General features: G+C 68.3%; 15 protein-coding genes. 6 read left to right on the top strand and 9 right to left on the bottom strand.

Annotated elements, in window-relative coordinates; all coding sequences use genetic code 11:
* The first annotated feature begins 23 nt into the window (after nt 1-23).
* Nucleotides 24-1190 carry an ATP-grasp domain-containing protein gene (locus ACE11G_RS16085; RefSeq protein WP_006897008.1) on the top strand — a complete coding sequence of 389 codons (1167 nt, stop codon included), beginning with the start codon at nt 24-26 and terminating at the stop codon, nt 1188-1190.
* Between the two features lie 30 nt (nt 1191-1220).
* On the opposite strand, the gene ACE11G_RS16080 is transcribed toward ACE11G_RS16085, so the two are convergent.
* From ACE11G_RS16080 to ACE11G_RS16065, 4 genes are all read right to left on the bottom strand, one after another.
* Entirely contained in the window at nt 1221-2090 is an 870-nt protein-coding gene (locus tag ACE11G_RS16080) for an alpha/beta fold hydrolase (protein WP_006897007.1), read from the bottom strand.
* 11 nt (nt 2091-2101) lie between these two features.
* The gene (arsC, locus tag ACE11G_RS16075; protein WP_006897006.1) at nt 2102-2464 is read right to left on the bottom strand and encodes an arsenate reductase (glutaredoxin); all 363 of its coding nucleotides are present in this window, start codon (nt 2462-2464) and stop codon (nt 2102-2104) included.
* 47 nt (nt 2465-2511) lie between these two features.
* Entirely contained in the window at nt 2512-3753 is a 1242-nt protein-coding gene (locus ACE11G_RS16070; protein ID WP_006897005.1) for an NAD(P)/FAD-dependent oxidoreductase, read from the bottom strand.
* A 97-nt stretch (nt 3754-3850) separates the two neighbouring features.
* Nucleotides 3851-4501 (bottom strand): LysE/ArgO family amino acid transporter, encoded by a 651-nt coding sequence (locus ACE11G_RS16065; protein ID WP_006897004.1) that lies wholly within the window; start codon nt 4499-4501, stop codon nt 3851-3853.
* Nucleotides 4502-4544: 43 nt separating this feature from the next.
* Here ACE11G_RS16065 and ACE11G_RS16060 point away from each other — a divergent pair, with 43 nt between their 5' ends.
* A complete protein-coding gene (locus tag ACE11G_RS16060) occupies nt 4545-5501 on the top strand; it encodes a LysR family transcriptional regulator ArgP (protein WP_006897003.1) in 957 nt (318 codons plus the stop codon).
* Nucleotides 5502-5524: 23 nt separating this feature from the next.
* Here ACE11G_RS16060 and ACE11G_RS16055 read toward each other — a convergent pair whose 3' ends face one another.
* Nucleotides 5525-6817 (bottom strand): acetyl-CoA C-acetyltransferase, encoded by a 1293-nt coding sequence (locus ACE11G_RS16055; protein WP_006897002.1) that lies wholly within the window; start codon nt 6815-6817, stop codon nt 5525-5527.
* A gap of 139 nt (nt 6818-6956) precedes the next feature.
* Between ACE11G_RS16055 and ACE11G_RS16050 the strand changes: the two genes are divergently transcribed.
* On the top strand, nt 6957-7631 hold the full coding sequence (locus ACE11G_RS16050) for a DUF998 domain-containing protein (protein WP_062366204.1): 675 nt from the start codon (nt 6957-6959) through the stop codon (nt 7629-7631).
* On the opposite strand, the gene ACE11G_RS16045 is transcribed toward ACE11G_RS16050, so the two are convergent.
* The 3 genes from ACE11G_RS16045 to ACE11G_RS16035 all read right to left on the bottom strand — a co-directional run bounded on the left by ACE11G_RS16045 (nt 7628) and on the right by ACE11G_RS16035 (nt 9839).
* Complete coding sequence (locus ACE11G_RS16045) at nt 7628-8224, bottom strand: hypothetical protein (RefSeq protein ID WP_375003065.1); 597 nt, start codon at nt 8222-8224, stop codon at nt 7628-7630. The two genes, ACE11G_RS16050 and ACE11G_RS16045, sit on opposite strands and share 4 nt — an antisense overlap.
* A complete protein-coding gene (locus ACE11G_RS16040; protein WP_375003063.1) occupies nt 8218-8610 on the bottom strand; it encodes a hypothetical protein in 393 nt (130 codons plus the stop codon). The genes ACE11G_RS16045 and ACE11G_RS16040 overlap by 7 nt, the downstream gene beginning before the upstream one ends.
* A gap of 149 nt (nt 8611-8759) precedes the next feature.
* On the bottom strand, nt 8760-9839 hold the full coding sequence (locus tag ACE11G_RS16035) for a metallophosphoesterase (RefSeq protein WP_006896999.1): 1080 nt from the start codon (nt 9837-9839) through the stop codon (nt 8760-8762).
* 162 nt (nt 9840-10001) lie between these two features.
* On the opposite strand from ACE11G_RS16035, the gene ACE11G_RS16030 reads away from it, so the two are divergent.
* From ACE11G_RS16030 to ACE11G_RS16020, 3 genes are all read left to right on the top strand, one after another.
* On the top strand, nt 10002-11636 hold the full coding sequence (locus tag ACE11G_RS16030; protein ID WP_006896998.1) for an alkaline phosphatase: 1635 nt from the start codon (nt 10002-10004) through the stop codon (nt 11634-11636).
* Nucleotides 11637-11726: 90 nt separating this feature from the next.
* Nucleotides 11727-12611 carry an SPFH domain-containing protein gene (locus ACE11G_RS16025; protein WP_006896997.1) on the top strand — a complete coding sequence of 295 codons (885 nt, stop codon included), beginning with the start codon at nt 11727-11729 and terminating at the stop codon, nt 12609-12611.
* On the top strand, nt 12611-12796 hold the full coding sequence (locus ACE11G_RS16020; RefSeq protein WP_006896996.1) for a toxin-antitoxin system HicB family antitoxin: 186 nt from the start codon (nt 12611-12613) through the stop codon (nt 12794-12796). The genes ACE11G_RS16025 and ACE11G_RS16020 overlap by 1 nt, the downstream gene beginning before the upstream one ends.
* A gap of 7 nt (nt 12797-12803) precedes the next feature.
* Here ACE11G_RS16020 and ACE11G_RS16015 read toward each other — a convergent pair whose 3' ends face one another.
* Nucleotides 12804-14135 carry a family 1 glycosylhydrolase gene (locus ACE11G_RS16015; protein ID WP_375004178.1) on the bottom strand — a complete coding sequence of 444 codons (1332 nt, stop codon included), beginning with the start codon at nt 14133-14135 and terminating at the stop codon, nt 12804-12806.
* Between the last annotated feature and the right edge of the window lie 78 nt (nt 14136-14213).

Below are 14213 nucleotides of genomic sequence, written 5' to 3'. Positions count from 1 at the left end.
GTTCACTTGTCTACTCTGTATCTGTGGTCTCCGGTACGCGCAAACATGTCCTCATCACCTTCGGCAGGTCGTTTCTGACGCTCAACCTGGCGCGACAGTTCGCCGCTGCCGGGCACACGGTGTCGACGTGCGACAGCCTCCCGATCACGGTGAGCCGCTTCTCGAACGCCGTCTCGTCGTTCCATCGGGTCAGTCCGCCCAAGTTCAAGCCGCAGGAGTACTGCCGCGAGATCGCCGAACTGGTCAAGTCCGAGGGCATCGACATGGTGATCCCCATCCACGAGGAGACCGACATCCTCTCGATGATGGCCGGTCTGTTCCCGCCGGCATGCGAGCTGTTCCTGTCGCCATTCGAGGTGGAGGACATGCTCCACAACAAGTTCTCCTTCCAGGAGGCGCTGGTGGAGCGGGGCTTTCCCACGCTCAAGTTCAAGAAGCTGGCCTCGGCGCAGGACACGGTCGGGCTCGACTTCGACACGCCCTTCGCCATCAAGCAGACGTACTCCCGCGGCTCGCAGAAGGTCTACAAGGCGCAGCCGGGCGAATCCCTCGACTTCCTCACCTACGACGAGACCAACCCGTGGATCGCCCAGGAGTGGATGGAGGGCGACCGGTACTGCACCTACTCGGTGTGCCGTGACGGCGAGGTCTTCGCCCACGCCACCTATCCCGTCGACTACGCCATCGACGGCAGCTCGTGCCTGACCTTCACGCAGGTCGATCACCAGCCGATCCTCGACTGGGTGCAGCGCTTCGCGAAGTCGGTGAACTTCACCGGCCACATGGGACTCGACTTCATCGACCACCCCGAGAAGGGGCTGTACACGATCGAATGCAATCCGCGGGGCACCAGCGGAATCATGATGTACACCAGGCAGAATCGCCTCGACCGCGCGTTCTTCGGCGAGAACACCGAGATCATCAGCCCGCCCGAGAACCGCACTCGGATGATCGGCGTCGGCATGACCCTCTACGGCTGGCGCAAGTCCAGCCGAGGTGGGCGCAGCCTGCGGCAGTTCGTGCGCGACTTCCGTGCGGCGAGCGACGTGATCTGGGATTCCGAGGACCGGCTGCCCGCGCTGATGCTGATTCCGGCCTACATGGCGATCCTGAGTCACGGATTCCGATACAAGGTGGGCCTCGCGGAGGCTTTCATGCACGACCACGAGTGGGACGGGCACAAGGTCTGAGAGCCGCACTCCCCGAACGGAGCCGCGCGGCTACGACGCCGTGACCTTGCGGCAGAACTCGACCAGCAGGGCCGTCGCGCGGCGATCGGGGTCGAGCATGAGCCCGCCGTGCGCGAGTCCGTCGAGTTCGTGGAAGTCGGCGATCGGCATGTGCGACGCGGCTTCGCGACTGCCCGACGGCGGAAAGAAGACGTCGTGCTGGTAGGCGACGACGAGCGCCGGAACGTCGATCGCGGCGAGGCGTTCGGGCGTCGGCTCCTTGGCCAGCATCCATCCGTGAGACGCCGAGAGCTGGCCCTTGAGGCCGTCCGGTGACGCCCACACCGGCTCGCCCGCCGTCAGCACCTCGCGCCAGGCGCGGACGGTCAGGTCGTCGCCGAGCATGCCCGGTCCGAGAGTGGTCATCAGTTGTTCGAAGACGGTGACCGCTTCGGGGATCTCACCGAGCCGCTCGATGAGCCCGAGTTCCATCTCGTTCACCATCTCCCCGATGGCGGACGACCGAAGCCCGGCGATCATTGCGAGACCGCGGATCCGTCCCGGCCACGACGACGCGAGGACCTGGGAGATGTAGCAGCCCATCGAGTAGCCGGCGATGACGGCGTCGTCCACCCCGAAGTGGCCGAGCACGGCGGCGGCGTCATCGGCCATCTCCGGGACCGAGTAGGGCGCGGGCGGCGCGGACGACGGCACGAGTCCGCGCGCCGAGTAGGTGATGACGGAGAACCCCGCCTCCACCAGTGCGGCGGGCACGCCGGTGAACTGCCAGACACCCGCCGGCATGCCGAGCCCGCCGTTGAGAAGAACGGTGGGGCCCTCACCGACGCGTGTGGCGGCGATACGAACGTCGGCGGCTGTCTGGATCAGTTCTGGCTTCGACTCTGGCTTCGACGCGGTCACGACTGCCGACGTTACTCGCGGCCGCGCAGACCCTCGACGATTCGCTGGAGACTCTCCGGCGTTCTCGCCATGACGGTCCCGGCGTCAGTGACGACCAGCGGCCGCTGGATGAGCGACGGGTGCGCGACCATCGCGTCGAGCAGCGCATCGTCGTCGGCTCCGTCGAGACCGAGGTCGGCATACAGCGGCTCCCCGCTCCGGACCGCGTCGCGCACCGATAGGCCCGCGGCCGCGATCAGTTCGGCGAGTGCGTCTCTGTCGGGGGTGTCGGTCAGATACTCCACGACGGTGACGTCGGCGCCGGCGTCGCGCAAGGCGTCGAGGGCGGTGCGGGACTTGCTGCAGCTCGCGTTGTAGTAGATGGTCGCGTCCACCGCGTCGTCCTTTCGGTATGTGTCTGCGGACGAGCGCAGAACGGGTGTCAGATCAGGCTCGACAAGGGTACTTCGGGGTCGGCCAGCGCGGCGGCGTCCACCGGGCGCCGTGCCTGCACCAGGGCTGCGATGTCGTCGCCGGCGTCCCAGATGTTCACGTTCATCCCGGCCAGAACGGTTCCGGCCTCGTCGAGCCAGAAGGCCAGGAACTCCAGCCCGGAGACGTCGCCGCGCGTCACCACGCGCCGGTAGCCCTCGGCGAGGCCCCGGTACTCCATTCCGAGGTCGTACTGATCGGTGAAGAAGTAGGGCATGCGGGTGTACTCGGTGTCGCGCCCGACGATGTTCTCCGCGACCACGGCTGGCTGGTTGAGAGCGTTGGCCCAGTGCTCGGTGCGGACCCGCGTCCGCAGGATCGGGTGCATGGCGGCGGCGATGTCGCCGGCCGCGTACACGTCCGCTGCGCTGGTCCGCAGCCGGCTGTCGGTGGCCACCCCGCCGTCGGCGAGCGTGAGCCCGGCGGCTTCGGCGAGCCCGGTCTCGGCCCGGGCTCCGACGGCGATGAGGACCGCGTCGGCCGTGACGGTCGTTCCGTCGTCGAGTTCGAGGCCGGTGGCCCTGCCGTCGGCGACGGTGATCGACGAGACCTTGCGCCCGGTGCGCAGGTCGACACCGTGCGCGCGATGCAGATCGGCGAAGGCAGCGCCGATCTCGGGTCCGAGCGCGGCCCGCAACGGCTGATCGGCGGCCTCCACCACGGTCACCTCCGTGTCGCGACGCCGGGCCGCGGCCGCCACCTCCAGGCCGATCCAGCCTCCGCCGATCACCGCGAGCCGCTTGCCCTCGCCGAAGGTCTCCAGAAGCGCGGACGCCTCGTCCACGGTGCGGAGATAGTGAACGCCCGCCGCGTCGGCGCCGTCGATCGGCGGATGCACGGACGTCGACCCGGTGGCCAGCACCAGTGCGGAGTAGGCGACGGCACCGCCGTCGCTGAGACGCACGGTCCGCGATGCGGTGTCGACGGACTCGGCGCGCACGCCCAACCTCAGGTCGACGTCGTTATCTGCGTACCAGGCCTCGTCGTGGACGGTGAACTCCGGCAGCGACTTGCTTCCGGCGAGGAACTCCTTCGACAGCGGTGGGCGCTCATAGGGTGCGACGCGCTCGGCGGCGATCAGCACCACGCCGCCGGAGTATCCGTTCTCCCGCAATTGCTCGGCGGTCTTCGCTCCGGCGAGCCCGCCGCCGATGATCACGACGGGGTCGGAGGGTCGGTTCGGTCCGGTCATCTCACTTCTCCTCACTTCGCCTGTACAGCCGAGTCTAGAGACGTCCGGTGCGCGGGGAGAGGTGTACAGCGACGTCGTCTGGCGCGCTGCGTGCGACTCAGGCTCCGGCGATCAGCATCACGCCGAGAGCGGCCATCACGGCGGCGATCGCGGTGTCGAGGACGCGCCACGCGCGCGCAGAGGCGAACACCGGCGCCATCCGCCGGGCGCCGAGGCCCAGCATCAGAAACCAGATCAGGGATGCCGTGCATGCGCCGATCGTGAACGACCACTTGGCGCCGCCGTGACTGTTGGCGATCGATCCGAGGGTGAGAACCGTGTCGAGGTAAGTGTGGGGGTTGAGCCAGGTCAGAGCGAGTGCGGTGCCCAGTGCAGCCCACAGCCCCACGGTCCGTCCGGAGCCGGAGTGCGCGGGTCCGGAGCCAGGGCGAAGAGCGCGCCGCGCGGCGAGGGCGGCCAAGACGAGCAAGTAGCCGCCGCCGACGAACTCAGCGATCGCGACGGCGCTCGGATGAGCGGAGACCAAGGCGCCGAGCCCCGCCGTTCCCGCGCTGATCAGGACGATGTCGGAGACCACGCAGACCGCGATCACCGGGAGTACGTAGGCACCACTCACGCCTTGCCGGATGACATAGATGTTCTGCGGTCCGATCGCGATGATGAGGCCGGCGCCGGTCACGAGGCCGGCGAGCGCGGCGAGAAGGTACGTGCTGATCACGTGAGTCCACGCTAGGAACGTCGACCTCATTAGTCCAACAAATGATTCTTAGTAAAGATTAGAATGACTTAATATGGAGTTTCCGGTTGAAGGACTCGTGACGCTGGCCACCGTCCTCCGTGAGGGCACATTCGAGGCGGCGGCGGCATCGCTGCACGTCACGCCGTCCGCGGTGAGCCAGCGGATCAAGGCGCTGGAGCAGTCGGTGGGGAGAGTGCTGGTGCGCCGCACCAAGCCCGCGACGCCGACCGTCGACGGCGAGGTGCTCGCCCGGCTCGGCGAACAGTGGGAGGTCCTGGTGGCCGAGGCCCGGGGCGCGCTGATCGGGACCGCGCCGGAGTTCGACGGCGACCCAAGGCATCTGCCGCGGGTGGAGCTGTCGATCGCCTGCAACGCCGACTCGTTGGCGACGTGGTTCCTTCCGGTGCTCGCCGAACTCCACCGCGAGCACGCCGTCTCGATCGACGTCAACCGTGACGACGAGTCGATCACCACCGCGCTGCTTCGGTCGGGCGACGTGATCGGGGCCGTCACCTCCGACCCGGTCGGTGTGCGGGGCTGCGAGACCATCGAACTCGGTTCCCTGCGGTACTTCGCGGTCGCTTCGCCGGAGTTCATCGAGTACTGGCTGCCCCACGGCGTACGGGCCCGAGACATGCGCTACGCGCCGATGGTGATGTTCGACAGCAACGACCATTTGCAGATCAAAACGCTGAAACAGCTCGTCGCCGAACCGATCTCACCGCCCGTCCACTACATTCCGGCGGCCGCGGAGTACCGGCGGGCCATCGCCGCCGGCATCGGTTGGGGAGCGGTTCCCGAAGTGGATCTCGACGACGAGCACACCGGGCGAGACCTGGTGAAACTGTCGCAGACGCCGGTCGACGTACCGCTGTTCTGGCAGTACTGGAAGCTGCGGTCGCCGGCCGTGACCGCGCTCACCGAGATCATCGTCGCGCACGCGCGGGCCGGCCTGGTGCCACGCCGTCGCGCGACCGCCGTGCAGGCCCGCCCGTCGGGCAGCCGCTGAGCGCGTCCGCCGACCGCGGTCGGTCAGCCGGCCGATTCCAGAATCATGGTGACGGCCATGCCGCTGCCCGCGCAGATCGAGACCAGCGCGCGCGAGCCCGGTTGGGAGGCGAGGAGTTTGGCGACCGTTGCGACGATGCGGCCGCCGGTGGCGCCGAAGGGATGACCGGTGGCCAGCGAGCCGCCGCACACATTGAGGCGGCTGCGGTCGATCTCGCCGAGTGCCCGGTCGCGGCCCAGAGCCGTCCGGCAGAACTCATCGTCGTTCCAGGCGGCCAGCGTCGAGAGCACCTGAGAGGCGAATGCCTCGTGGATCTCGTAGAAGTCGAAGTCCTGCAGGGCGAGGCCGTTGCGGCGCAGCAGTTCGTCGACCGCGTACACCGGCGCCATCAGCACGCCCTGCGTCTTCGGGTCGCCGTCCACGTAGTCGACCGCCCAGCTCTGTGCGTCCACCAGCCGGGCGAGCGGGGTCAGATCGCGGCTCTGCGCCCACGCGGCCGTGCCCATCAGGACCGACGACGCCCCGTCGGTCAGCGTGGTCGAGTTCGCCGGCGTCATCGTGCCGTCGGGCCCGCCGAAACACGGTGCGAGCGCCGCGACCCGTTCGGCGGTCAGACCGCGTCGCAGGTTGTCGTCCTCGGCGAGCCCGGCGAACGGGGTCAGCAGGTCGTCGAAGAATCCGTCGTCGTAGGCCCGCGCCAGATTGTGGTGGGAGTCGAGCGCGATGCGGTCCTGGTCGGCGCGAGTGACGTTCCACGCCGCGCCGGTCACCGCCTGGGCGGCACCGGGAACGAGGTTGGTTCGGCGCTCGGCGGGGCTGGGGACGTCGAAGTCCAATGACAGCGGGATCTGCACGGCCTCGCGCAGGCGGTCGGGGAGGCTGCGGGCAGCGTTGACCCGGACGAGCCGGTTGCGCAGCCGAGGACCGAATCCGATCGGCGGATCGGAGGTGGTGTCGGCACCGCATGCGACGCCGGACTCGATCTGGCTGCACGCGATCTTGTTCGCGATGTGAACCACGGCCTGGCCTCCGGTGGCGCACTGCTGCTGCACGTCCACGGTGGGAGTAGCCCGCGACAGCGGGGTGTCGAGAAGGCTTTCGCGGGTGAGGCTGTGGTCGCGGGCGAGCTTGACGACAGCGCCGCCGGCCACCCCGCCCAGGCGTACGTCGTGGAGACCGAAGCGGTCGACGAGGCCGTTCAACGCGGCGGTGAGCATCGTCTGGTTCGTCTCGCCCAGGTAGGCGCCGTTGGAACGAGCGAAGGGGATCCGGTTACCGCCCAGGACATAGACGTTCTGGAGTTCGCGAGGTGACATGGTCCAGAAAGCTACCATCAGCCGATGTAAACGTTCGAGGGGCCGTCGACGGGACTCGGCGCGAACCGGTCGGGCGCCGACCTCGGTAGACTCCGACGTCGTGCACGGATTACGAGCCAGATCCGCCTTCGTCGGCGCGATGCTGGTGTTGGCGGGGGTCTGCTACTCGTCGTGGGTGCTCGACCTGTTCCTGCATTCCGGACTCGATCCGATGCGCTCGTTCCTGTCCGAGCTCGACAGCGGCCACATGCCGCACCGCGATGTCTACGTGACTGGCGACGTGCTGACCGGGGTCTTCTCGCTGCTCGCCGCGTTCGGCCTCGGTTGGCCGCCGTCGCTGGTGCGCAACAGGTTCTCGATCACCGCCGCGGTGGCGATCGGCGCGTTCGGTGCGTCGACCATCGCCGACGCGCTGATGCCGATCGAGTGTCTGGCCGGTCGCGACCCGGGGTGCCCATCCGAGTCACGCGGCCTGCTGCCGCAGTTGCAGCACGTTCACGCCCTCACGAGCTCGCTCGCGGTGTTCGCGATCTTCGTGGCGATGGTCGCGGCGTCATTGGCGGCCTGGCGGCGGGGCGACTGGGCGTGGCTGCGTTACGGGGGCGGTCTGGTCTTCGCCGTCGTCGTGCTCGCGACCGTCTGGATGCTGGCCGCCGACCGGCTCGGCGGCGACTACCGGCTGGGACTGGCCCAGCGGATCCAGGTCGGCGGGATGAGCCTGTGGCTGGCGTTCTGGGGCGTCGCGATCGCCCGGTGGGGACGCGGCGCGCGTGCCGCCTCCGCGAACTCGGCGGACGACGGCACCGCAGGCTAACGGCCCTTGGGTCGCGTCTCGCCGCGCAGCCAGGCCGGGATGTCGGTCTCCAGTCGCGGCCGGGCGGGATCCATCACGACGCGGACCACATCGCTGTTCAGGCGCGGCACCATCCGCGCACCGAGGAGATCGTGCACCGCGTCCGGAACGTCGACCACCGAGCCGACCACACCGACGAGGTCGCCGAGTGATTCGCCGAAGGGATTCACCAGGCTCACGTCGAGCGGGTTCTTGACCGAGAGAGCGATCGGGCCGTCGTCGTGCTGCGTCCGCTGGAACAGGAATCCCACGCTGGTGCAGGAGTCGGTCACCGAGTTTCCGGAGCGGACCTCGGCGGTGCCGAAGGCCGCCGTACAGATCGCGCCGTTGCCGGGCCCCTTGCCACTGCTCGCCGAGGTGACCCCGCCGAACGCCGTGGTCGTCGTGGTGCGTCCGCGGGCGTCGGCGGTGCTGAAGGCGAGTGCCGCGGGGAGGGCGGTGGCCTCGGCGCGCGCGCCCGTCACCGTTGCCACCGCCACGGAGGCTCCGAGCACCGTCGCATTGGCCGAGGCCTTTCCGCCGAGGAGACCGGCGGCGACACCGAGGCTCAGCACATTGGCGAGCGAATGCGCCTCACCGCCGTGACCGCGATCGCGGCGGTGATCCCGCCGCCCGCGATGGAGGCCTTGGTCGGCAGTGCCGGACCGACGGCGATCGCCTGGTTGAGGTCCCGCAGGATCGGTTCCTGACCGAACAGGCGGAGCAACCCGTCACCCAGTGCCGCCGTGACCGGTGCCGCCCGTTTGCAGTCGGCGGTGATCGGGATCAGGACGTTGCCGTTGATCGGATTGCGGATGCTCGCATCGGCCGATTCACCGGGTGCGCATGTCGCCGATACCCCCGGAGTCGACGCCGCGTGCGCCGGTGCCGCTGACGCGCCTGCGGCGACGATGGCCACGGCGGAGGCGGCCAGGATCCGTCGAGTCGTGAGCTTGGACATCTGAAGCCTCCCCTGGTCGGCGACCCGCGACGAGATGCGACGAACGACTGAGATGGATTGCTTGAAACTAGCGCCGTCAGTCGGTCGGGGGAGGGGTTTTCAGCGAAAAGTCCGATGGATCGGGACTGTGCGGTGTAGGTACTTCGACGTCAGCGTCGGTACGTCGTGGTGAAGGCCTCCGTCGGCCCGGACGCGTTCGCGGCCACTTCGTGGGCCGTCAGAACCACCGATGTGGAATCGATCGCGAGCGTCATGAATCCGCGGTCGCGGTAGTTCTCGTACTTGGCCCGGAAGCGGCCGGCGGAGCGGCCGTTCACCGACTTCGCCGCGGCCCCGGACACGATCTGGCGCGTGCCCTTGAGTCCGGAGACGTTCTCGAGGACCTGCTGGCTGTGATCGTGTCCGGAGAACAGGAAGTGCGCGCGGCCCGCGACGTGCTTCTCGATGAACCGCTTCATCTCCACGCCGTTCAGCGGGGCCGGGAGGCCGTCGAAGTCGCCTGCCGGCCCGTGTGGTCCGTTGTTCGCGTACGGGTGATGGGTGCAGACGATCTTCCAAGGTGCAGTCGAAGTCCGCAGCGCGCGGTCGAGCCATGCCGCCTGGCGCGTCATGTAGTGGCCGCCGGGCTCCCACTCGGGGGACAGGAAGGGCGGAATGTAGGCGGCGAGGGGGTTCATGTCGAGGACGAAGACGTCGGCGACGCCGAGCGGGACGCTGTAATAGCGCGCGGGCATGTACCAGCGGCGGGAGCGCCGGTGGTAGGCCACCTCGGCGTCGCCGCGCAGCAGCCAGCCGCCGTCGCCGGGGAACACGGCGGTGTTGTCGTGATTGCCGAGCGTCATCAGCCACGGGAAGTCGAGACCGGCGTTCGGCTTCTCGAACTTGGTGGTGAATTGATGGTCGTCCGGGCCCTTCGGGCCGGTCTCGTAGATGTTGTCGCCGAGACCGAGGGCGAGGTCGAACGGAGTGGTCGCGTGGATCCTCCGAGCGGCGGCGGTTACCGCGTACTGGGGCTTCTCGCCGGTGCCCGCGTCGCCGGTCACCAGGACGTGGAGGCTCGACGCCTTCGACGGGAGGGGGAAGCGGGACGCCGCGGAGGCGGTTCCGGCTCCCCGGGCGGTGGATCCCAGTGCTCCGAGGCCGGCGGCCGCGCCGGTGGCGGCGGCGCCCGCGAGGAAGGTGCGTCGATTGAGGCCGCGGCGGTGCGGCTGGGGGCTGTTGTCGGTCATGGGCGTGATGGTTCCACGTCTACGTGAACGAAAGGTGTTCGATTCCAGCACTATTCGCCATGTCGGCGCCGACTTGCGTTTACTGACGAGTAACCTGTCTCTGCCAGCCTTCTCGCGATGTCTGAGAAACGAACCTCCCTCCCAGTCTCCCGGCGTGCCTTCATGGGCGCCGCCGGGGCCGGCGCGCTGGCCCTCGGTGTTCCCTCTGTCGTCGCGGCGGGTGACGCCCGGGGCGCGCCCGGCCCGCGGGCGGCGTTCCAGCACGGAGTGGCCTCCGGCGATCCGCTGCCGAACGGTGTCATCCTCTGGACGCGCGTCACTCCGACCGCGGAGGCGACGCCCGGCTCCGGACGCGGGCCGTCGTCGAATCTGGTCTGGGAGATGTCGGCGGACGAGCACTTCGGATCGACGGTCGCCTCGGGCTCGGTCACCACCGACGCCTCACGCGATCACACGGTGAAGGTCGACGTCGGCGGACTCGCGCCGGCCCGCGTCTACTGGTACCGGTTCCGGGTCACCGGAGGGCCGGCTGCGGGCGCCGTGTCGCCGGTCGGCCGCACCAAGACCGCGCCCGCCACCGACGCCGATGTCGCGAAGGCTCGCTTCGGAGTCGTGAGCTGCTCCAACTGGGAGGCGGGCTATTTCGCTGCCTATCGGCACCTGGCCCAGCGGACGGAGCTCGACGCCGTCATTCATCTCGGTGATTACATCTACGAGTACGGCGCAGGCGAATACGGCGGGAAGAACGGCCCGGTGCGGATCCACCGCCCGGCGCACGACATCGTCTCGCTGGCGGACTACCGCATCCGACACGGCCAGTACAAGACCGACCCCGACCTGCAGCAACTGCATCGCGCGCTCCCGTTCATCGCGACCTGGGACGATCACGAGACCGCCGACAACTCGTATCGCTCGGGGGCGGAGAATCACGATCCCGCCAGGCAGGGGTCGTGGGCGGCACGAAAGGCCAACGCGGACAAGGCGTATTACGAGTGGATGCCGGTTCGGCCGGTCGTCTCGGCGAACAACCGGCACATCTACCGGCGATTGCGTTACGGCAGGCTGCTCGAGTTGTCGATGCTCGATCTGCGGACCTATCGGGACCGCGAGGCGTCGAGGTTCAGCAAGCAGTCCGACGCCGGCGCCACCACGATCACCGGTCGTGCGCAGATGGAGTGGGTCACCGGCGGCATCGTCACCTCCACCACCCGATGGCAGCTCATCGGCAACTCCGTGATGATCTCGCCGGTGCTGTTGCCGCCGCTGAACCCGGACACGACCAAGGCGATCACCGATCTGATCGGTGTTCCGGAGAACGGCGTGCCCTTCAACACCGACCAGTGGGACGGTTATACGAAGGATCGGGCGCGACTGCTCGACGCCGCCGACCGCGCGGGCAAGAAGAATCTGGTGTTCCTCACCGGCGACATCCACATGTCGTGGGCCAATGAGATTCCGCGCAAGCCCGCCGACTATCCGGGCGCGGGCACACTCGGCACGGAGTTCGTGGTGACCTCGGTGACGTCGAACAATCTCGACGACATGGTGAAGGCGCCCGAGCACACGGTCGGGAACGCCGCCGCGGCCGCCATCACGGCGACGAATCGGCACGCCCGCTGGGTCGACACGGACGCCCACGGGTACGGGGTGCTGACCGTCGATCCCGCAGCGGCCCAGATGGACTGGTACTCGCTCAACGACCGCGCCGACCGGCACACCGGCGAGTATCACGCGCAGTCGTGGAAGGTGCGCTCCGGAACCCGCCGCATGACCAAGGTCTCCGGCCCGGCGAGCTGACTCATGCGATCAGCCGTGCCGCTGATAGCTCAGTGATATCATCCTGCTAGTGGTGGACGACCGGTCCGCCGTCGACGGGAGGGTGTCGCTGTGGACTTTCGGAATGCATGGCGGACCAACGGGTTCATCGGTCTGCTCGGATCGCTGGTGGTGGTGATCGCCTGCGTGGTGGCGGTGATCGCGACCATCGCAGCGGTGTCGGACGGGGCGTCGCCCGCGCTCATCGTCGTCACCGTGCTCGCGGTGATCGTGGGCTTCGCGGCCCTGCTGACGATGACCGGTCTGACGACGGTCAGCCCCAACGAGGCCAAGGTGCTGCAGTTCTTCGGCCGCTACATCGGTTCGGTGAGCGACGCGGGCTTCTTCCTCGTGACGCCGCTGACCGATCGCCGGACCATCTCGCTGCGTATCCGCAACTTCGAGACTCAGAAGCTCAAGGTCAACGATGCGGACGGCAATCCGGTCGAGATCGCGGCGGTGGTGGTCTATCGCGTCGTCGACAGTTTCAAGGCGGCGTTCGCGGTCGACGACTACGAGGAGTACGTCGCCATCCAGTCGGAGGCGGCGGTACGTCATCTGGCTACGAGCTATCCGTACGACTCGCATCAGACCGACACCATCAGCCTGCGCGACGGTGCCACCATCGCGGAGGAGATGACCGTCGAACTGCGTGAGCGCACCCAGATGGCGGGCATCGAGATCATCGAGGCTCGGATCACGCACCTGGCCTACGCGCCCGAGATCGCGCAGGCGATGCTCGTCCGACAGCAGGCCGCGCAGGTGGTGGCGGCGCGTCAGCAGATCGTCGAGGGTGCGGTGGGGATGGTCGGTCTCGCGCTCGACCGGCTCGCCGAACAGGGCGTCGTCGAGCTGGACGAGGAGCGTCGCGCGGCGATGGTCTCGAATCTGCTGGTGGTGCTGTGCGGTGACCGTGCCACGCAGCCGGTGGTCAACGCGGGAACCCTGTACGCCTGATGACCGAGCAGTCGGGCGCTTCCCGTCCGGCGAAGCGCGAGCAGAAGAAGGTGCTGCTGCGGCTGGACCCGGACGTGCATGCGGCGATCGCCAAATGGGCGGCGGACGACCTGCGCAGCGTCAACGGTCAGCTCGAGTACGCGCTTCGGTTGGCACTGAAGCAGGCCGGGCGGTGGCCGGATTGAGTGCCGGTCATCGTGCGGGCATCAGGCAGCTGGCCGGGGCTGCCACCAGTGAGCACACGGTCGCGGGACGGGTCGGCCGGTAGCGCGTCCCGACGCCGCCCTCGGCGGTGATGCCACGGAAGGCGGTCACGGCGTCGGTGGGGATCCGCCGGAGCGTGGGATCGGTCTTGACGTTCACGGTGTAGAGACCGAATCTCGGTGTGTAGCTGCCCCATTCGTAGTTGTCGGTGAGACTCCAGTAGTTCATGCCGATCACCGGGAGTCCGTCGCGGCGGGCGCGCTGGATCCAGTAGACGAGGTCGCGGAGATGGTCGGCGCGCCGGTACCCGTCCGGCCGGGGCTTGCCGTTCTCGGTGGCCATGCCCGCCTCCACGACGTAGAGCGGCTTGCCCGGGAAGCGGTGCGCCATGTCGCGGAGCGCGTAGTACACGCCGTCGGTCGCCGCCGCCGCCTTCCAGAACTCGCTCGTCGCGGCGTACACGGCCGTGGGGTCGGTCGGGGAGATGGAGTAGTAATAATCGAGTCCGACGTAGTCGAGCTGGTTGCGGATGCGGTTGAGGAAGGCCTGGTCGAGGCCGGGCTCGATGGTCGGAATGTAGGCGACATTGGAGCTGACCTGGGCGCCAGGGTCTTTGGCGTGAATGTATCGGTAGATGGTCTGGTGGGCCTTGACGAGTCTGTCGACCATCAGCGTCACCGATTTCTTCGGTATGCCACCGTATTGGACCTCTTTCAGGACGTACGCGGCCGGTTCGTTGATCGTGATCCAGAGCGGGTGGTACTTGGCGTACCGGTCGACGACGATCCGGTTGTGCCGCAGCCAGGCGTCGAGTGTGCCGGGGTCGGACCATCCGCCGCGGTCGGCGATCCAACCCGGGTACACCCAGTGGTCGAGGGTGATCATCGGCCGCATTCCCGCGGCGACGATGGTGCGCACGACGTCGTCGTAGTAGTCGAGTTCTCGTGCAGCCAGGTGGCCGGGGCGCGGTTCGATGCGGGCCCATTCGATGCCGATGCGGTAGACCTTGGCGCCGAGGCTCTTCGCCAGCGCTATGTCTGATGCGTAGCGATGCCGGAAATCGACGGACGTCCCGATCGGATCGTCGGTCGCACCCTTCGCGATGTAGCGAGTCCAGTTGCTGTCGGGGGAGTCGCCTTCGGACTGGAAACCGGAGGAGGCGACACCCCAGAGGAACGTGGACGGCAGTGAGCCGGCCGGCTTGGCCTCGGCGGAGGCGGTGAGACTGGACGGGATCGCCGGGGTCAGTGCGGCACTCAACGCGAGCGCGAGGGCGAGAGCCGCAGCCAGGAGCAGAGCAGGATTGACTCGGACCGACATGGCGCGACGGCGCGACGGATGAGCCCCTCCCATGAGTGTGACGATAGTCTCATTTCGGGGGAAGTGGCCGCATTCGCG

This window comes from Gordonia sp. PS3 (assembly GCF_041950545.1).
Taxonomy (GTDB): domain Bacteria; phylum Actinomycetota; class Actinomycetes; order Mycobacteriales; family Mycobacteriaceae; genus Gordonia; species Gordonia sihwensis.
The sequence above is the reverse complement of the archived record's forward strand: the minus strand, read 5'-3'. Positions and strand labels throughout refer to the sequence as shown.